Below are 15,943 nucleotides of genomic sequence, written 5' to 3'. Positions count from 1 at the left end.
ATGAAGCGAATATTATTCCTCTTTCTTGGCGGTTGTGCGGTGCTGCTTGCCTTGATCTATGCCTTTATCTACTTTGTTCCCTACAGTGAGGGCGTGCGCTCTGGAGAACTTATAAAAATCAGTAATAAGGGTGTTTTGGTAAAAACTTGGGAGGGTGAAATAAGCCAAGGGATTTCCGGGGCGCAGATTTTTGCTTTTTCCGTATTGGATAAGGATAAGGAGGTCATTGAAAAACTAAAGGAATACCAAGGTCAGTACGTGAAAGTCAATTACACGGAGCGCTATGCTACCTTCTTTTGGTTGGGCGATACCAAATACTTTATAACCCAGGTCGAACAGGAGCAATCCCCACATTTTAGAAACTAATGCAAGAATTTAAAACTGTAAAGGACTCCCAAGTTTCGATTACTGAGCTCATGCTGCCCTCCCACTCCAATTTTGGTGGAAAAGTACATGGCGGACATATCCTTAACTTAATGGATCAAATTGCCTTTGCCTGCGCGTCCAAACATTCACAACGTTATTGTGTAACTGCTTCGGTGAATCGGGTGGATTTTTTGAATCCTATAGACGTTGGGGAATTGGTTACTCTTAGGGCATCCATCAATTATACGGGAAAAACCTCCATGGTGGTTGGTGTTCGGGTGGATTCCGAAAATATCACCACGGGAAAGAAACGACATTGCAATTCCTCCTATTTTACCATGGTCGCCAAGGATGAAAATGGGAATAGCGTTCCCGTACCTGGTTTGATCGTGACGGACAAGCAAGGTGTTCGACGATTCGCCCGAAGCAAATACCGCAAACTGGAGGCAAAGGAACGGGATACCAAGTTTGAATCCTATAATTTTAAAGCCGACCAGTATTTGGCGGAGCTACAAAACGAAAACTGCAGATTGGAACTAGGTTCCTAAGAAATTTCCGAAGCTGCATCTTCGTCTAAAAACCATACCAATTTATTAGAACTTGGGTTTACCAAAGATGCTGGATATGCTTCGTATCCCGATTCTCGTTGGGTAATTATCCTCACTTTTTCAGATTTTCCAGCCCCGGTTACCAATAAAGCCACTGTTTTTGCGTGGTTGATGATTTTTCCGGTAATGGTTACCCTACGCTGCCCGGAATCAGGATGAATCGCGACTTCACAATTCATATCGGAATCCCATAATTGAATTTCGTGGGGAAATATGGAGGCCGTATGTCCGTCATCGCCCATACCCAATATGACCAGATCAAATTGGGGTATGCCGTCAACATGAGGAAGTTTCTCATCGAGCAATTTCGAATAACGTAGCGCTTCTTCGTTGGGGTCATTCTCGCCCTTGATGCGGTGGATATTTGTTTCCGGTAGTTCGATTTTGGACAATAAATGGGCAACCGTCATCCTATAATTACTTTCGGCACCCGTTGGAGGCACACAACGCTCGTCGCCCCAGTAAAAATGAACCTTCGCCCAATCAATTTTATCCTTAAAGGAAGAAGCCAAGACATCGAACACTATTTTGGGTGTACTTCCCCCGGAGAGCGCAATATGTACTTTATCTCGTTCCTTAATAATTTTGGCCAAGAATTTCGAGAATTCAAGCGCGACCGTCTTTTTATCGGTATATACATTTAATTCCATACTGTAGTTGTTTAACAAAGAACACAATAGTTCTCATCGTCCGTAAGGTTCTCTCCTGGATTTCTCCAATACCCCTCCCCTTCAATCAATTCATCAGAATTTCTTGGGCCCCAAGTACCGGAGGGGTAGCCGTACATCCGCACGTCCTTACCATTTTGCCAATAGTCCAAAATAGGATCCACGAATTCCCATGCGGCCTCCACCTCGTCTGCCCGGGCATACAGGGTAGCATCGCCTTGCATAGCGTCTAAAAGTAAACGTTCATAGGCCTCCATTACATGCGCCTCCATCAAACTGGAATAATAGAAGTCAAGGTTGGCACGTTCTACTTTAAATCCTTGTCCCGGTACCTTGACACCAAATTTTATTAAGATACCTTCATCAGGTTGTATCCTGATAATCAATTTATTGTCCTTGTTCTGAATACCTGATTCTTTAAATATCTGATGGTGTGGACTCTTAAAATGTATGACCACTTCGGTAACTTTGGTAGGCATTCTCTTAGCGGTACGTACATAAAAAGGAACGTCCTTCCAGCGCCAATTGTCCACAAAAAATTTAATGGCGGCAAAGGTCTCCGTGGTGGATTCTGCGTCAACGTCCTCCTCTTCCCTGTAGCCCTTTACTATTTTTCCTTGAATATCTGATGCCATATATTGGGCACGGATGGTATTATCATGCAAAGTCTTTTCATCTCGCATAATCCTTAGGGATTTCAATGCCTTTACCTTCTCATCCCTAATTTCCTCCGGCTCGTCCCCTATTGGCGGTTCCATGACGATAAGGGATACTATTTGAAGTAAATGGTTTTGGAACATATCCCTAAGTGCCCCTGATTTATCGTAATAACCGCCGCGCTTTTCAACGCCCACACTTTCTGCATTTGTAATTTCTACATGTTTTATATAGTTCCTGTTCCATAAAGGTTCAAAAATACTATTGGCAAAACGGGTCACTAATAGGTTTTGCACCGTTTCCTTTCCCAAATAATGGTCTATACGATAAATCTGGGATTCCTTAAAATGCTCCTGAAGCCCTTGGTTCAAAGCTTTGGCGGTCTCCAGACTATAACCAAAGGGTTTCTCGACTATCAAACGCTTCCATCCATTGTTTTGAGTGCTAAGGCCAGCCTCCGCCAAGTTTTTGGCAATGGTTTCGTAAAGCCTTGGAGGAGTGGATAAATAATACATAATATTACCCTGTGTTCTCTTTTCATCGTTCAATTGGCCTACCCGTTCTCTCAAAGAGGCATAATCCACATCATAGGATTCACCAAGGTCTTGATAGAAAAACATTTCCGCAAACTTCTTGGTTTTGGCTTCGTCAAAATATTTCAGCTTTTCCTTTAAATAGTCGCTTTCTAGTACAACTTGGTTTCGAAAATCCGCATCTGTCATATCACTTCTGCTCGTTCCCAACACAACAAAATGCTCGGGCAATTGGTCTTCAGCGTAAAGGCTGTACAATGCCGGCACCAATTTCCTTGCGGTCAGATCCCCAGAAGCACCAAAAATGACCAACATTTGATTTTCCGTTTTCCTCTTCATCAATTTTTTATTTGAAGCCTAAAAGTATCGAAAACCATTGCCAATACCAATGAGTTGGTTTGAATATGCAGGGAATTATAGATATTTTTCACTTACTTTTGAAATAAAGGAGTTATCAGGAAATAACATTTTATGGATATGAAATATGATTTTGGCATGGTGGGGCTTGGTGTAATGGGCCGTAATTTTATTTTGAACGTATCGGACAACGGATTTACGGCTTATGGCAATGATTTGGACCCGGAGAAGGTAAATGCCCTTATTAAGGAAGGTGGGGATACAAGCAAAGTAAATGCGTCAACCGATAGCAAAACCTTCTTGGAAGCACTTTCTACCCCTAGAAAAATTATGCTGCTGGTGCCTGCAGGTAAAATCGTAGATATGGTAATTGAATCCCTTCTACCCAATTTGGATGAGGGCGATTTGATCATTGATGGAGGAAACTCCTTTTACACCGATACAGATCGACGGGAAGCTTACCTAGCCAAAAAAGGCATCAATTTCTTTGGTGCCGGCGTTTCTGGTGGCGCCAAGGGAGCCCGTAAAGGTCCAAGCATCATGCCAGGTGGAAACAGGGAAGCCTATCAGCATGTAAAACCGATTTTTGAGGCAGTTGCAGCAAAATATCAAGGGGAACCTTGCGTAGCGTATTTGGGACCCAAATCGGCCGGGAACTATGTGAAAATGGTGCATAATGGTATAGAATATGGCCTGATGCAGTTAACTTCGGAAATCTATGATATACTAAAAAAGGGAGCTGATTACAACAATGATGAACTTCACAAAACCTTTGATGCTTGGAACAAAGGTCGATTGCAGTCCTTTTTAGTGGAGATTACCTCAGAAATCTTTGAGCAGGAGGACGATTTGGCCGAAGGACGTTTGGTCGATCAAATCCTGGACAAGGCGAAGCAAAAAGGAACGGGCAAATGGACCAGCCAGAACGCAATGGATTTGGGTATACCCGTTCCATCCATAGATATTGCTGTAAGTATGCGCGAAATTTCGGCTCTAAAGGACGAGCGAATCGAGGCCGATAGGCTGTACGACCGACCCAAGGTGGAAAAAATGGATAAGGCCACCATGGAAAAATTGGCGGAAGAATCCCTGTACTTTTCCTTTATTATCACCTATTCCCAGGGATTACATCAATTGGCAGATGCGTCCAAAGAGTACGGTTACGATTTGAATATTGCAGAAATTGCCAAAATATGGCGTGCCGGATGTATCATAAGGGCCGGACTTTTGGCGGATGTTTCGGAAGCTTTTGAAGCCAATACCTTGTTGCCAAATCTTTTAATGTCTCCAACTTTCGTCGAAAAGGTACAGGTCACGGTAGATTCTGCTAGGGAACTGGTCGCTTACGGAGCCAAAAATGGGATTCCGTTACCCGGACTTTCCAATTCCCTCACCTATTTTGACGCCTATACATCCAGTAGACTGCCCCTGAACCTGATACAGGCCCAAAGGGATTATTTTGGGTCGCACACTTACGAGCGATTGGACAGGGAGGGAATTTATCATACAGAATGGGAAAAGGAATAATGCGCTCTGTTGAATATGCCCTATAGTATCTACGTAGTAGAACTGCATAAAAAGGTTTTTACGGAACATAGAAAGTTTCGGGAAGCAAACCCTCAGTTCAATGGGGTTTTGGAATGCCTGTATGTAGGAATGACCAGTAAAACTCCCAAGGAGCGCTTTGAACAGCATAAAAACGGTGTTTTAAGTAAAAAGGGCGTAGATATTTCTTCCACTATCGTAAAAAAATATGGACTATATCTACGTGGAAGCCTTTATAACCACATAAAACCTATTGCTACAAAGGAAGAAGCCCTAAAGATGGAACGTATGCTAGCCTTGGAATTACGTCGGAAAAGGTATGCGGTTTGGTTCAATTGAATTTGAAAAGGTTCGTTAACATGTTTCACCGAATTTCCCTTTCATTTGTAAGCCGTTTTCCAGTCATATTCGGAAGAACGTGTTTGATTTGGCAGCTGTATATTGATTTATAAGCTCCAAGTGAATACGCACATAAGAACTACATTTTACGTATTTTTCGTAAAAAATAACCAAATGTTCAAGTTAGTTCGCACCACCACACTTTTTATTCTAGTTTTTTTCCTAATCCCAAAGAAGCAATTCGGTCAAAAACTGCAAAGGGACCAAATTAAGGAACTGGCCCATCAATATACTATAGCTTCCTTTCCAATGTTAAGGGAGCTTTTGAGTATTCCCAACGATGCATTTTTCAAGGAAGACATAGAAAAAAACGTACAATGGTGTGAGAAAGCTTTCGGTAATAGAGGGTTTTCAACACAAAGATTGGAGACCACAACTGTTCCCTTATTACTTGCCGAAAGGAAATATAAAAATGCCAAAAAAACCGTTCTTATCTACTTACAGGTTGACGGACAACCTGTGGATTCCACAAAATGGTTTCAGCAGAGTCCATATATTCCAACACTAAAAAAATTGAACAATTCAGGAGATTGGGTTCCCATTTCTTGGGAATCTGTCAAGGATTATCATGATGATTGGCGCGTGTTCGCGCGTTCTGCGAGTGATGCAAAAGGTCCGGTTTCCATGTTCTTAACGGCACTGGATGCTACCAGTGAAAATGAAATTACCCCCAACTACAATATTAAGGTCATTATGGATTTTGAGGAAGAGCTGGGTTCCCCGCAGCTTCCAGATGCTGTAATCCGGAACAAAGACCTACTTTCTGCGGATATGCTAATTATTTTCGATGGCCCAAGACATATCACCAATAGACCTACCTTGACATTTGGGGCCAGGGGAATTGCCACCCTGCAACTAACCACATACGGTCCGGTTGTCCCCCAGCATAGTGGGCATTTTGGAAATTATGCGCCGAATCCGGCACTACGACTTTCCAGATTACTGGCATCCATGAAAGATGAGGAAGGGCGAGTAACAATCGATGGGTTTTATGAGGGTATCCAAATCGATGAAACAACGGAAAAAATACTAAGAGCCGTACCCGATAACGAAGAACAAATTATGGAAAGGCTACAAATAGCGGAGACGGATAAAGTGGGAACTTATTATCAGGAGGCCATTCAGTACCCATCATTGAATATTAGGGGGATGCAATCTGGATGGGTCTATGAGAAAGTTAGAACAATTGTTCCGGATCGCGCGGTAGCGGAATTGGATGTGAGACTGGTATTGGAGTCGGACCCAGAACGATTGATTAGATTGATCAAAGATCATATTAAATCCCAAGGATATGTGGTCATTGATCGGGAACCGACCAAGGAAGAACGGTTGGAACATCCAAAAATCGCTACCCTAACCCATGAAATTTCATACCAATCCTTTCGAACCGATTTTGATTCCGAAGTAGGCCTATGGCTTACGCGTGCACTTGAAAATGCCTTTGGAGAAACACCCATACGCATCCGTATGAGCGGGGGATCCATTCCTATCTCGCCCTTCGTCAACACTTTGGGCATTCCTGCAGTTACAGTCCCTACCGTAAACAGGGACAACAATCAGCACAGCCCTAATGAAAACCTAAGATTAGGAAATTACCGGGAGGGAATACAAACGATGATAGCCATCCTAAATGAAAGGTTATAAATGGACTTCAGATAGTATCAGGCATACTTCCTTTTAAAAACAAACCTTTGGGTAGTCAGAATTCTCAATACCAAGGAGGCTATAAAGTATCATTATTATTTATAAAATATTTTAATGTTTATTATATTAAATATAAATAAAAATTTATGATTTAGTTTTAAGATCTTTGTTGGAAACAAAATCGACAAAGATGAGAAACAGTCCAGCAGTAGCGCCCGAGAAAAAAATACAACAAAGCCAAACGACCAAAATAGTCATCGCAGAAGGTGATGGAATTGGCCCGGAAATCATGAAGGCCGTTTTGAGAATTTTAAAGGCTGCGAAAGCAAACATAGAAACGGAATCCATCGAAATTGGCGAACAAGTCTATCTGTCCGGCAACAGTGCTGGAATAGACGAAAAGGCATGGGAAGCCATTTCCAAAAATAGTGTCATACTCAAGGCTCCCATTACCACGCCTCAGGGCAAAGGTTATAAAAGTTTGAACGTTACGTTGCGAAAGTCATTAGGGCTTTTTGCCAATGTTAGGCCCGTGAGTGCCCTACATCCCTATGTAAAGACCCATTTTCCAAATATGGACATTGTGGTTATTCGAGAAAACGAAGAGGACCTTTATGCAGGCATAGAACACAAACAAACGGATGATGTTGTGCAGTGCCTAAAACTGATTACTAGGCCAGGCTGTGAGAAAATCGTACGGTATGCCTTTGAATATGCGAAAGCATACAACAGAAAAAAGGTGACCTGTATGGTCAAGGACAATATCATGAAACTCACTGACGGACTGTTTCATACCGTTTTTAAGGAAATTGCCGCGAAATATCCTGAAATTGAAAGCAATTCCCAAATTATCGATATAGGATCTGCAAAATTAGCTACCGTACCAGAGGAATACGATGTCATTGTTACCTCCAACCTTTACGGGGATATCATTTCGGATATTGTGGCCGAAACTGCCGGCTCCGTTGGGATGGCGGGTTCTGCAAATATTGGAGGAAAAGTAGCGATGTTCGAAGCGATTCATGGATCTGCCCCCGATATTGCCGGTCTAAAGATTGCCAATCCATCCGGATTATTGAATGCCGCGATTCTGATGTTGGCCCATATCGGGCAGACCGAAGTGGCCGATACAATCAAAAATGCTTGGTTGACCACCTTAGAGGACGGGATTCATACGGCCGACATATTCCAGGGCAACATCAGCAAAAAGAAGGTGGGTACCGAAGCCTTCGCGGATGCCGTCATCGAACGCCTTGGAAAAACTCCCAAAAACCTGCCTGTTAGCACGTTGGCCAAAGGTACGGGCAAAATAGAGATCCCCAATTACAAAAGAAAAGAAGCAACGAAACAACTTGTGGGTGTTGATGTTTTTATCGATTGGAAAGGAGAAGACCCAGAAATGATTGGAGGGGGACTTATGAGGGTCAAATCACACAATCTAAAGCTAAAAATGATTACCAATAGAGGCGTCAAAGTGTTCCCCGAGGGATTGAAAGAAACGTATTGCACGGATCACTGGAGGTGTCGCTTCGTCTCAAATTCCTCTACTATTGAAACCAAGGAACCTCAATATATGGCCGTGGAATATGAACAGGTTATTGCCCTCTTGTCCAAATTGTATCAAAATGGATATGACGTAATAAAAACGGAAAACCTGTATGAATTTGATGGACAACGCGGTTTCTCCTTGGGACAAGGTGAGTAAATGGTTGTACTAAAGAAAAACCCATACCTTTTCGGGTATGGGTTATTGTATTTTGGCTTTTAACGTATTTTATTTGCTCAAATACATCTTCCTTCTCGCATACAAGTTATAGAACTCGTCATCTTTTAAGCTATCAATGAACAGGATGCTTTCGCCGGTACTCTTCATTTCGGGCCCTAAGTTTTTATTCACATTCGGGAACTTGTTGAATGAGAACACAGGTTGCTTGATGGCATACCCTTCCAGATGCGGTTTAAAATCAAAATCCTTTATTTTCTTTTCGCCCAACATCACCTTGGTCGCATAGTTCACATACGGTTCCTTGTAAGCTTTTGCGATAAACGGCACCGTTCTGGAAGCCCGTGGATTCGCCTCAATGATATACACGATATCGTCCTTGATCGCAAATTGTATGTTAATAAGACCGACCGTATTTAAGGCCAAAGCAATCTTTTTGGTATGGTCCTTAATCTGTTGCATTACAAACTCCCCAAGGTTAAACGGTGGCAAGGTCGCATTGGAATCGCCCGAGTGAATCCCACAAGGTTCGATATGTTCCATAATACCGATGATGTAAACATCCTTGCCATCACAAATGGCATCTGCCTCCGCTTCAATGGCTCCATCCAGATAATGGTCCAGTAACAGTTTGTTGTTCGGGATTTTCCGAAGTAGGTCCACCACATGGGCTTCCAATTCTTCCTTATTAATGACGATTTTCATGCCTTGTCCACCCAACACGTAGGAAGGGCGTACCAACAAGGGAAAATCCAGTTCATCTGCAAGTGTCAACGCTTCCTCGGCCGTTTCCGCTACCCCAAACCTAGGATATGGAATATCGTTCTTTTTTAAAAGATCTGAAAAGCTTCCCCTGTCCTCGGCCAAATCCAAGGATTCAAAACTAGTACCAATAATCTTAATGCCGTATTTGGAAAGTTTCTCGGCCAGTTTCAATGCTGTCTGGCCACCCAACTGAACGATCACCCCTTCCGGATTTTCATGGCGGATGATATCGTAGATATGTTCCCAGAAAACAGGTTCAAAATAGAGTTTATCGGCCGTATCGAAATCAGTGGAAACGGTTTCCGGATTACAGTTGATCATAATGGTCTCGTAACCACATTCCGCCGCCGCCAAAACCCCGTGCACGCAGCAATAATCGAACTCTATCCCCTGCCCTATCCGGTTGGGTCCCGAGCCGAGAACCACGATTTTCTTTCTATCGGTCACTACGCTGTCATTCTCCACGTACCGTGTACCATCCGGCTTTTCGATCTCCTCCTCAAAGGTCGAATAGTAATACGGCGTCATCGCCTTGAACTCTGCCGCACAGGTATCCACCAGTTTGTATACCCTATTAACATTCAGCTCGGTACGCTTGTTGTAGACCTCACTTTCGTAGCAATCCAGCATATGGGCAATCTGCCTATCCGCAAAACCTTTTTGCTTGGCTTCCAATAAAAGTTCTTTGGATAGGGTCGCAATGGTATATTTTGATATCTCTTTTTCCAGTTGATATAACTCCTCGTACTGCTTCAGGAACCACATATCTATTTTGGTTATATCATGGATCCTGCTCAGTGGAATGCCCATCTGAATGGCATCATAGATGACGAATACCCTGTCCCAACTAGGTATGGTAAGCTTGCTGATGATTTGGTCATAATCCTTATATCCTTTCCCATCCGCACCTAAGCCATTTCGCTTAATTTCAAGGGATTGCGTTGCTTTATGTAAAGCTTCTTGGAAAGAACGCCCAATTCCCATAACCTCCCCAACGGATTTCATTTGAAGTCCCAAGGTACGGTCAGACCCCTCAAATTTATCAAAATTCCAACGGGGTATCTTTACGATCACATAATCCAAGGTAGGTTCGAACAAGGCCGATGTGGATTTGGTAATCTGATTCTCCAATTCGTCCAAGCTATAGCCAATGGCCAATTTCGTGGCGACCTTTGCAATGGGATACCCGGTTGCTTTTGAAGCCAAGGCCGATGATCTGGAAACCCTAGGGTTGATTTCAATGGCTATGATATCTTCCTTTTCATCCGGACTCACGGCAAACTGAACATTACAACCGCCCTCGAAATCGCCGATACTGCGCATCATTTTAATCGCCATATCCCGCATTCTTTGGAAGGTCCTATCGGATAAGGTCATAGCGGGTGCTACGGTGATGGAATCACCTGTATGGATTCCCATGGGATCCATATTTTCAATGGTACAGATGATGACCACATTGTCATTCTTGTCCCGCAACAGCTCCAATTCATATTCCTTCCAGCCCATTAAGGCCTTGTCTATCATTACTTCATGTATAGGGGAAATTTCCAACCCGTGACTCAACAAAGCGTCAAAATCCTCGGGCCTGTAAACGATGGAAGCTCCTGCCCCGCCCAAGGTGTAGGAGGCCCTGATAACCAAGGGAAAACCGAATTCCTGAGCGATTTCCTTTCCCTTTAAGAAAGAAGTTGCGGTAGCCTGTGGCGCCATCCCAACACCGATTTTCAACATCAGTTCGCGGAACTTTTCACGATCCTCCGTAATATTTATTGCATCGATATCTACCCCAATAAGCTCTACGCCAAAATCTTCCCAGATACCTTTTTTATCGGCCTCTATACAAAGGTTTAGTGCAGTCTGACCTCCCATGGTGGGCAGTACGGCATCGATTTGTGGATGTGCCTTTAAGATTTCAACAATCGATTTTGTGGTCAAGGGTTTCAAGTAGACATGATCCGCCATGGAAGGATCGGTCATAATAGTGGCCGGGTTACTATTGATCAAAATTGTCTCTATACCGTCCTCCCTTAAGGAACGGAGGGACTGACTTCCCGCATAATCGAACTCACAAGCCTGACCAATAATAATTGGCCCTGAACCAATAATCAAAATTGAATTTAAATCTTTTCTTTTAGGCATTCCAATACTAGTTTCTCGTTATCTAAATTTTCAAAATTAGGTCAAAAAAAAGGTGCTGAACTTAAAGAAGCAGCACCTTTTTTTAAAAGTTATCTACAAGTCATTACTTTTTGTGTCGTGGCTCAGAGGATACGGTTAGTTTTTTTCTACCTTTTGCCCTTCTTCTGGCAAGAACCTTTCTTCCATTGACCGACGCCATACGCTCACGGAATCCGTGCTTATTTTTTCTCTTTCTCTTAGATGGTTGAAATGTTCTCTTACTCATCGCCTATATTTTTAATCGCTGAATGTTATCGTTTGAATTCCTACTAATGGATAGGTAAAACCGGGTGCAAATATACAAAGAGTTTTGTCTTTGGCAAGAGGTATCGAAAAAAATATTTTAATAAATCCATTCTTTCAAAAAGCTAGGTTTTCCCTAATTTTGCCCGAATCAAATTCCATGGGTTTATTGTTCTTGATCAATTCTAAATTATAGGCAAACCCAATTTATTTAAATCATATTTAAAGATGTTCAATAAAAACATAAAACTTGTCATTGCCGGGCTTATCATTGCGTATGCCATATACCAATTTATAGAGGGAAATATAGGTAACGGAATTTTCTTGATTCTTCTCTCGCTCATTTTCATCTTCCTGTATTTTAGGAACGAAATTATCCTATTGGCCTTTTTAAGGATGCGGAAACAAGATCTTGCCGGAACCGAAAAATGGCTTTCCAAAATCAAAAATCCAGAAAGTGCCTTAATAAAAAAACAGCAAGGCTACTATAACTATCTTCATGGGATTATCCACTCCCAAACCAACCTGACCCAGGCCGAGAAATATTTTAGAAGAGCTCTGAAACTAGGTCTCACAATGGATTATGACGTTGCCATGGCAAAACTGAGCCTTGCCGGTATCTCCATGCAAAAACGCAGAAAAAGGGAGGCTACCACCTTGTTGAACGAGGCCAAAAAATTGGACAAGAACAATATGCTCACCGAACAGATCCGAATGATGCAGCAACAAATGAAGAAAATCTAAAAGCGTTCCTTAATTACTTTGTTTCCTTATAATATCCCTTATTTGGGATTTCAATAGCGTACTTTTTACGTGAACTATTATTAAGATGCGGTTCCCGTAGCCAAGGATTATGTCTTTTTAAAATTTTGTAATTGATTTCATATTGCTGGGCAAAATCGGCAAAGCTGGCAACGGGTTCGTCGATTTCCACGGTAAAAGTGGGTACTGCGGTATAATAGTCGTCTTTTTCCAAATGAAATCCATATTTTTCGGGATTGGAAAGTATTTCCTTAATGGCAAGGATTCTAAATACGTACCTTCCTGTTTCATCGCCCAATAATAAATCCCAGTAGTTATCAACTTGCTGGATTCCCATATACTTATTGATAGAACCTGGACCTGCATTGTAGGCCGCCGCTGTCAAGGACCAACTGCCATATTTATCCTTCCATCTGTTTAAATATTTGCAGGCTACTTCGGTGGATTTTTCTAAATGGTACCTTTCGTCCACGTTGGAATTGATTTCCAGCCCATATTCCCTTCCTGTCTCCCGCATGATCTGCCAAAAACCGGTAGCTCCGGCAGGCGAAACGACATTGGTGAGTCCGCTTTCGGCAACGGCCAAATACTTAAAATCGTCAGGGATGCCATTTTTGGCCAGAATGGGTTCGATAACAGGAAAATATTTATGGGCACGCTTCATCAATAATAGCGCGTTCGATTGCCAATAAGTATTCACCAAAAATTCACGATCTATACGCTCCATAATCTCCGGATCTTCCTGGGGAACAATTTCGCCCGCGAAATTTAAATCTTGGGGGATATCAATAGATGAAATGCGGTACTCAGACGCAACGTTCTTTTCAATAGAATCATTGGCAACCACTTTTTTCGGGTCGTTATTTGAAAACTCGGTGGATTTCGTTGCAAAGACCAAGGTGCCAACAATAAAAAGCACACCGCAAAACATGAGAATATTTTTTAAAACTTTCATAGCCATAGAGGGTTTAGAGATACTCAAAGGTATTAATAGAACTATCTTAATCCAAAATAATTGTGGGCAGGTGCTCATTAAACCATTTTGCTCTGTGAATGATCATGGTATGGGTGGCGTTTTTGACTACCGTACAATTGTCAATGTTCGAGATTGGAAAAACGGCATCCTTATCACCGTGTATATGGACAAGGTTCTTTGGGTACTCCATCTGGTTCCAGTTTACGGTCTGATGAATGCACCAGTCTATATAGCGCTTATCCCGTATGGAAAGATATTTTTCATACAGTTCCAATCGCTTTACCACGGTTTCACCAAAGGCGTATTTTGCCAAAAGTTCCACATTGTTCACCAATCCCGTGGGCAGTAATTTATGGACCTGTGTGTAACGCGCAAATACCATCCGTTTGGGCAATTCGCTTTTCAGCTTTACACTTGAAACGATGATGATTTTTTTAACCGATATATGTTTTGCCATTTCCTGAACCAAGATACCCCCCAAAGAAACGCCTAATAGTATAGGGTTTGGGTGTACAATACGCTTGGTCATCTCTTTGGCGTATGCTCCTAGGGACTGACCTTTTTCAGGGACAAACCAGTCCAAAAAATGCATTTGAAAATTTTCTTCAGGAAGCTTTATATATTCGAAAATGGTATGGCTTGCTGCCATTCCTGGCATAAAATAGACATGTTCTTTTTTATCCACCATAGAGGCAAATGTCATAAAAACTAGGAATGTAGGGAAATTTTTGCTAGTTTTGAACATAATTGTGTTGATAACTTTTATAAATCAGCAGGTTTCTTTTAAAAGAATTGAATTGCGATTTGGGAACATTGTATTTTTTGTCTAAACCAAACACTTAAATCAACTATATGAATAATGTAATTATTAAGGACAACGCTTTCTTGCGCCAATTTGAAACGACAATTAACGGCCATCTCGCTAAAATTGAGTACTCCTCCCAAGAAAGAAAAGTCTTTTTAACAAAGCTGGTAGTTCCTGAGGAGGTAGATCAAGAAGGCTTCAAAGAAGATTTTATTAAATCCGTTCTCAATCACATCCAAGAACAAAATTTAAGAGTGGTTCCCACGAGTCCTCAAATAGCGGGATTCCTTAGAAAGAATAGACAATATAAGGAGATGTTGCCGGTGGGCATCAGAATCTAATTTAAAAGCTCCAAAATGGAGCTTTTTTTTATGCGATAACTTCTGCATTTACAAAATCAATAGTTACGATTCCGTCCTCCGCGATTTCCTTCAATCGTATGTTGTGGAGTGTATTTACCAGTTCAGGATTCCAAGGGGTTTTTACCTTTACATAGTTTTCCGTGAATCCATGAATATAGCCTTCCTTGTTCTCCCCTTCGAAAAGCACCTCCAACTCCGCACCCAACTGACTTTCGTAAAAGGCCCTTCTTTTTTTAACCGATAAGGCCCTCAGCATTTTGCTGCGTTTATTCCTGATTTTTTTTGGCACCACGCCCTCCATGGTCGCTGCCTCCGTATTGTCCCTTTCCGAATACGTAAAAACGTGCAGATAGGAAATATCCAGATCCTTTAAAAAATTATAGGTCTCCAGAAAATGTGCATCGGTCTCGCCCGGAAAACCAACGATAACATCCACGCCAATGCAACAATTTGGTATCACCTCCTTGATTTTCTTCACACGATCAACGTATAAATCTGTTAAATACCGACGCTTCATAAGCTTCAAGAGCGCATCACTGCCACTTTGTAAGGGTATATGGAAATGGGGCACAAACCGATCGCTTTGGGCTACAAAATCGATTATTTCATTTTTTAAAAGGTTGGGTTCTATGGACGATATCCGTAACCTATGGATACCATCTACATATTCCAAGGCCCTAACCAAATCCAGAAAAGTATGTTCGTGTCTTTTATTTCCGAATTCACCCTTGCCGTAATCCCCGATATTCACGCCCGTCAACACAATTTCCTTAATACCTTGTTCGGCAATTTCCTGAGCGTTCTTGAGTACATTTTCCAAGGAATCGCTCCTGGAAATTCCCCGCGCCAGCGGAATGGTACAGTACGTACATTTATAGTCGCACCCATCTTGGACCTTTAAGAAAGCCCGGGTTCGATCGCCAATGGCGTAGCTTCCCACATAAAAATCGGCTTCCTGGATTTCGCAGGAATGCACTTCGCCCATATCGTTTTTGGACAGATCGTTGACATAATCCGCAATGTTGAATTTCTCGGTGGCTCCGAGAACCAAATCCACACCGTCGACTGCGATAAGTTCCTCAGGCTTTAACTGGGCATAGCAACCAATGGCCGCAATAAAGGCCTGTGGGTTTGATTTTTGGGCCTGTTTTACAATGGTCTTGAACTTTTTGTCCGCATTTTCAGTCACGGAACAGGTATTTATGACATACATGTCCGCCTTTTCGTCAAAACTCACCCTGTCAAAGCCCTCTTTTACCAAACTTCGGGCAATGGTAGAAGTTTCGGAAAAATTTAGCTTGCAGCCTAAGGTGTAAAATGCGACTTTTTTGTTCATAACATTCGTGTTCGAT

The 15,943-nt window shown here is 42.2% G+C and carries 15 protein-coding genes; 8 read left to right on the top strand and 7 right to left on the bottom strand.

Features of this window, described 5'->3' with window-relative positions:
* Together F0361_RS12560 and F0361_RS12555 are read left to right on the top strand one after the other, a co-directional pair.
* The gene (locus F0361_RS12560) at positions 1–366 is read left to right on the top strand and encodes a 6-phosphogluconate dehydrogenase (RefSeq protein ID WP_138258956.1); all 366 of its coding nucleotides are present in this window, start codon (positions 1–3) and stop codon (positions 364–366) included.
* Entirely contained in the window at positions 366–914 is a 549-nt protein-coding gene (locus F0361_RS12555) for an acyl-CoA thioesterase (RefSeq protein WP_154918933.1), read from the top strand. Before F0361_RS12560 ends, F0361_RS12555 begins: the two co-directional genes overlap by 1 nt.
* On the opposite strand, the gene pgl is transcribed toward F0361_RS12555, so the two are convergent.
* Complete coding sequence (gene pgl, locus F0361_RS12550) at positions 911–1,624, bottom strand: 6-phosphogluconolactonase (protein ID WP_154918931.1); 714 nt, start codon at positions 1,622–1,624, stop codon at positions 911–913. The two genes, F0361_RS12555 and pgl, sit on opposite strands and share 4 nt — an antisense overlap.
* 11 nt (positions 1,625–1,635) lie before the next feature.
* Positions 1,636–3,171 carry a glucose-6-phosphate dehydrogenase gene (zwf, locus tag F0361_RS12545; protein ID WP_246160884.1) on the bottom strand — a complete coding sequence of 512 codons (1,536 nt, stop codon included), beginning with the start codon at positions 3,169–3,171 and terminating at the stop codon, positions 1,636–1,638.
* A gap of 132 nt (positions 3,172–3,303) precedes the next feature.
* Here zwf and gndA point away from each other — a divergent pair, with 132 nt between their 5' ends.
* The 4 genes from gndA to F0361_RS12525 all read left to right on the top strand — a co-directional run bounded on the left by gndA (position 3,304) and on the right by F0361_RS12525 (position 8,482).
* On the top strand, positions 3,304–4,716 hold the full coding sequence (gene gndA, locus F0361_RS12540) for an NADP-dependent phosphogluconate dehydrogenase (RefSeq protein WP_154918930.1): 1,413 nt from the start codon (positions 3,304–3,306) through the stop codon (positions 4,714–4,716).
* Positions 4,717–4,731: 15 nt separating this feature from the next.
* Positions 4,732–5,073 carry a ribose-5-phosphate isomerase gene (locus F0361_RS12535; protein ID WP_154918929.1) on the top strand — a complete coding sequence of 114 codons (342 nt, stop codon included), beginning with the start codon at positions 4,732–4,734 and terminating at the stop codon, positions 5,071–5,073.
* Between the two features lie 174 nt (positions 5,074–5,247).
* Positions 5,248–6,777, top strand: coding sequence for a M20/M25/M40 family metallo-hydrolase (locus F0361_RS12530; RefSeq protein ID WP_154918928.1), 1,530 nt, complete (start codon positions 5,248–5,250; stop codon positions 6,775–6,777).
* Between the two features lie 190 nt (positions 6,778–6,967).
* Positions 6,968–8,482 (top strand): NADP-dependent isocitrate dehydrogenase, encoded by a 1,515-nt coding sequence (locus F0361_RS12525; RefSeq protein ID WP_154918927.1) that lies wholly within the window; start codon positions 6,968–6,970, stop codon positions 8,480–8,482.
* A 69-nt stretch (positions 8,483–8,551) separates the two neighbouring features.
* Here the strand turns inward: F0361_RS12525 and carB are convergent, their stop codons facing one another.
* Complete coding sequence (gene carB / locus F0361_RS12520) at positions 8,552–11,404, bottom strand: carbamoyl-phosphate synthase large subunit (RefSeq protein ID WP_154918926.1); 2,853 nt, start codon at positions 11,402–11,404, stop codon at positions 8,552–8,554.
* 103 nt (positions 11,405–11,507) lie between these two features.
* A complete protein-coding gene (gene rpmH, locus F0361_RS12515; RefSeq protein ID WP_084696363.1) occupies positions 11,508–11,669 on the bottom strand; it encodes a 50S ribosomal protein L34 in 162 nt (53 codons plus the stop codon).
* Between the two features lie 245 nt (positions 11,670–11,914).
* Between rpmH and F0361_RS12510 the strand changes: the two genes are divergently transcribed.
* On the top strand, positions 11,915–12,430 hold the full coding sequence (locus F0361_RS12510) for a DUF2892 domain-containing protein (RefSeq protein WP_154918925.1): 516 nt from the start codon (positions 11,915–11,917) through the stop codon (positions 12,428–12,430).
* 13 nt (positions 12,431–12,443) lie between these two features.
* Here F0361_RS12510 and F0361_RS12505 read toward each other — a convergent pair whose 3' ends face one another.
* Positions 12,444–13,403 carry a lytic transglycosylase domain-containing protein gene (locus F0361_RS12505; RefSeq protein ID WP_154918924.1) on the bottom strand — a complete coding sequence of 320 codons (960 nt, stop codon included), beginning with the start codon at positions 13,401–13,403 and terminating at the stop codon, positions 12,444–12,446.
* 46 nt (positions 13,404–13,449) lie between these two features.
* Positions 13,450–14,127, bottom strand: coding sequence for an alpha/beta hydrolase (locus tag F0361_RS12500; protein WP_246160883.1), 678 nt, complete (start codon positions 14,125–14,127; stop codon positions 13,450–13,452).
* A gap of 149 nt (positions 14,128–14,276) precedes the next feature.
* On the opposite strand from F0361_RS12500, the gene F0361_RS12495 reads away from it, so the two are divergent.
* A complete protein-coding gene (locus F0361_RS12495; RefSeq protein ID WP_138258968.1) occupies positions 14,277–14,570 on the top strand; it encodes a GNAT family N-acetyltransferase in 294 nt (97 codons plus the stop codon).
* A 28-nt stretch (positions 14,571–14,598) separates the two neighbouring features.
* Here F0361_RS12495 and mtaB read toward each other — a convergent pair whose 3' ends face one another.
* Positions 14,599–15,927: a tRNA (N(6)-L-threonylcarbamoyladenosine(37)-C(2))-methylthiotransferase MtaB gene (mtaB, locus tag F0361_RS12490; protein WP_154918923.1), complete on the bottom strand. Its 1,329-nt coding sequence runs from the start codon at positions 15,925–15,927 to the stop codon at positions 14,599–14,601.
* Positions 15,928–15,943: the final 16 nt, after the last annotated feature.

The sequence above is a fragment of the Maribacter flavus genome (assembly GCF_008386635.1).
GTDB lineage: Bacteria > Bacteroidota > Bacteroidia > Flavobacteriales > Flavobacteriaceae > Maribacter > Maribacter flavus.
Note: the sequence above shows the minus strand (reverse complement) of the source record. Positions and strands in the feature narration are given on the sequence as shown.

Bases quoted from the DNA above. Each gene is read 5' to 3' on its own strand.
- carB (WP_154918926.1), bottom strand. From the start codon at position 11,404: ATGCCTAAAAGAAAAGATTTAAATTCAATTTTGATTATTGGTTCAGGG.
- mtaB (WP_154918923.1), bottom strand. From the start codon at position 15,927: ATGAACAAAAAAGTCGCATTTTACACCTTAGGCTGCAAGCTAAATTTT.
- zwf (WP_246160884.1), bottom strand. From the start codon at position 3,171: ATGAAGAGGAAAACGGAAAATCAAATGTTGGTCATTTTTGGTGCTTCT.
- F0361_RS12510 (WP_154918925.1), top strand. From the start codon at position 11,915: ATGTTCAATAAAAACATAAAACTTGTCATTGCCGGGCTTATCATTGCG.
- gndA (WP_154918930.1), top strand. From the start codon at position 3,304: ATGGATATGAAATATGATTTTGGCATGGTGGGGCTTGGTGTAATGGGC.
- F0361_RS12530 (WP_154918928.1), top strand. From the start codon at position 5,248: ATGTTCAAGTTAGTTCGCACCACCACACTTTTTATTCTAGTTTTTTTC.
- rpmH (WP_084696363.1), bottom strand. From the start codon at position 11,669: ATGAGTAAGAGAACATTTCAACCATCTAAGAGAAAGAGAAAAAATAAG.
- F0361_RS12555 (WP_154918933.1), top strand. From the start codon at position 366: ATGCAAGAATTTAAAACTGTAAAGGACTCCCAAGTTTCGATTACTGAG.
- F0361_RS12500 (WP_246160883.1), bottom strand. From the start codon at position 14,127: ATGACATTTGCCTCTATGGTGGATAAAAAAGAACATGTCTATTTTATG.
- F0361_RS12525 (WP_154918927.1), top strand. From the start codon at position 6,968: ATGAGAAACAGTCCAGCAGTAGCGCCCGAGAAAAAAATACAACAAAGC.
- F0361_RS12535 (WP_154918929.1), top strand. From the start codon at position 4,732: ATGCCCTATAGTATCTACGTAGTAGAACTGCATAAAAAGGTTTTTACG.
- F0361_RS12505 (WP_154918924.1), bottom strand. From the start codon at position 13,403: ATGAAAGTTTTAAAAAATATTCTCATGTTTTGCGGTGTGCTTTTTATT.
- F0361_RS12560 (WP_138258956.1), top strand. From the start codon at position 1: ATGAAGCGAATATTATTCCTCTTTCTTGGCGGTTGTGCGGTGCTGCTT.
- pgl (WP_154918931.1), bottom strand. From the start codon at position 1,624: ATGGAATTAAATGTATATACCGATAAAAAGACGGTCGCGCTTGAATTC.
- F0361_RS12495 (WP_138258968.1), top strand. From the start codon at position 14,277: ATGAATAATGTAATTATTAAGGACAACGCTTTCTTGCGCCAATTTGAA.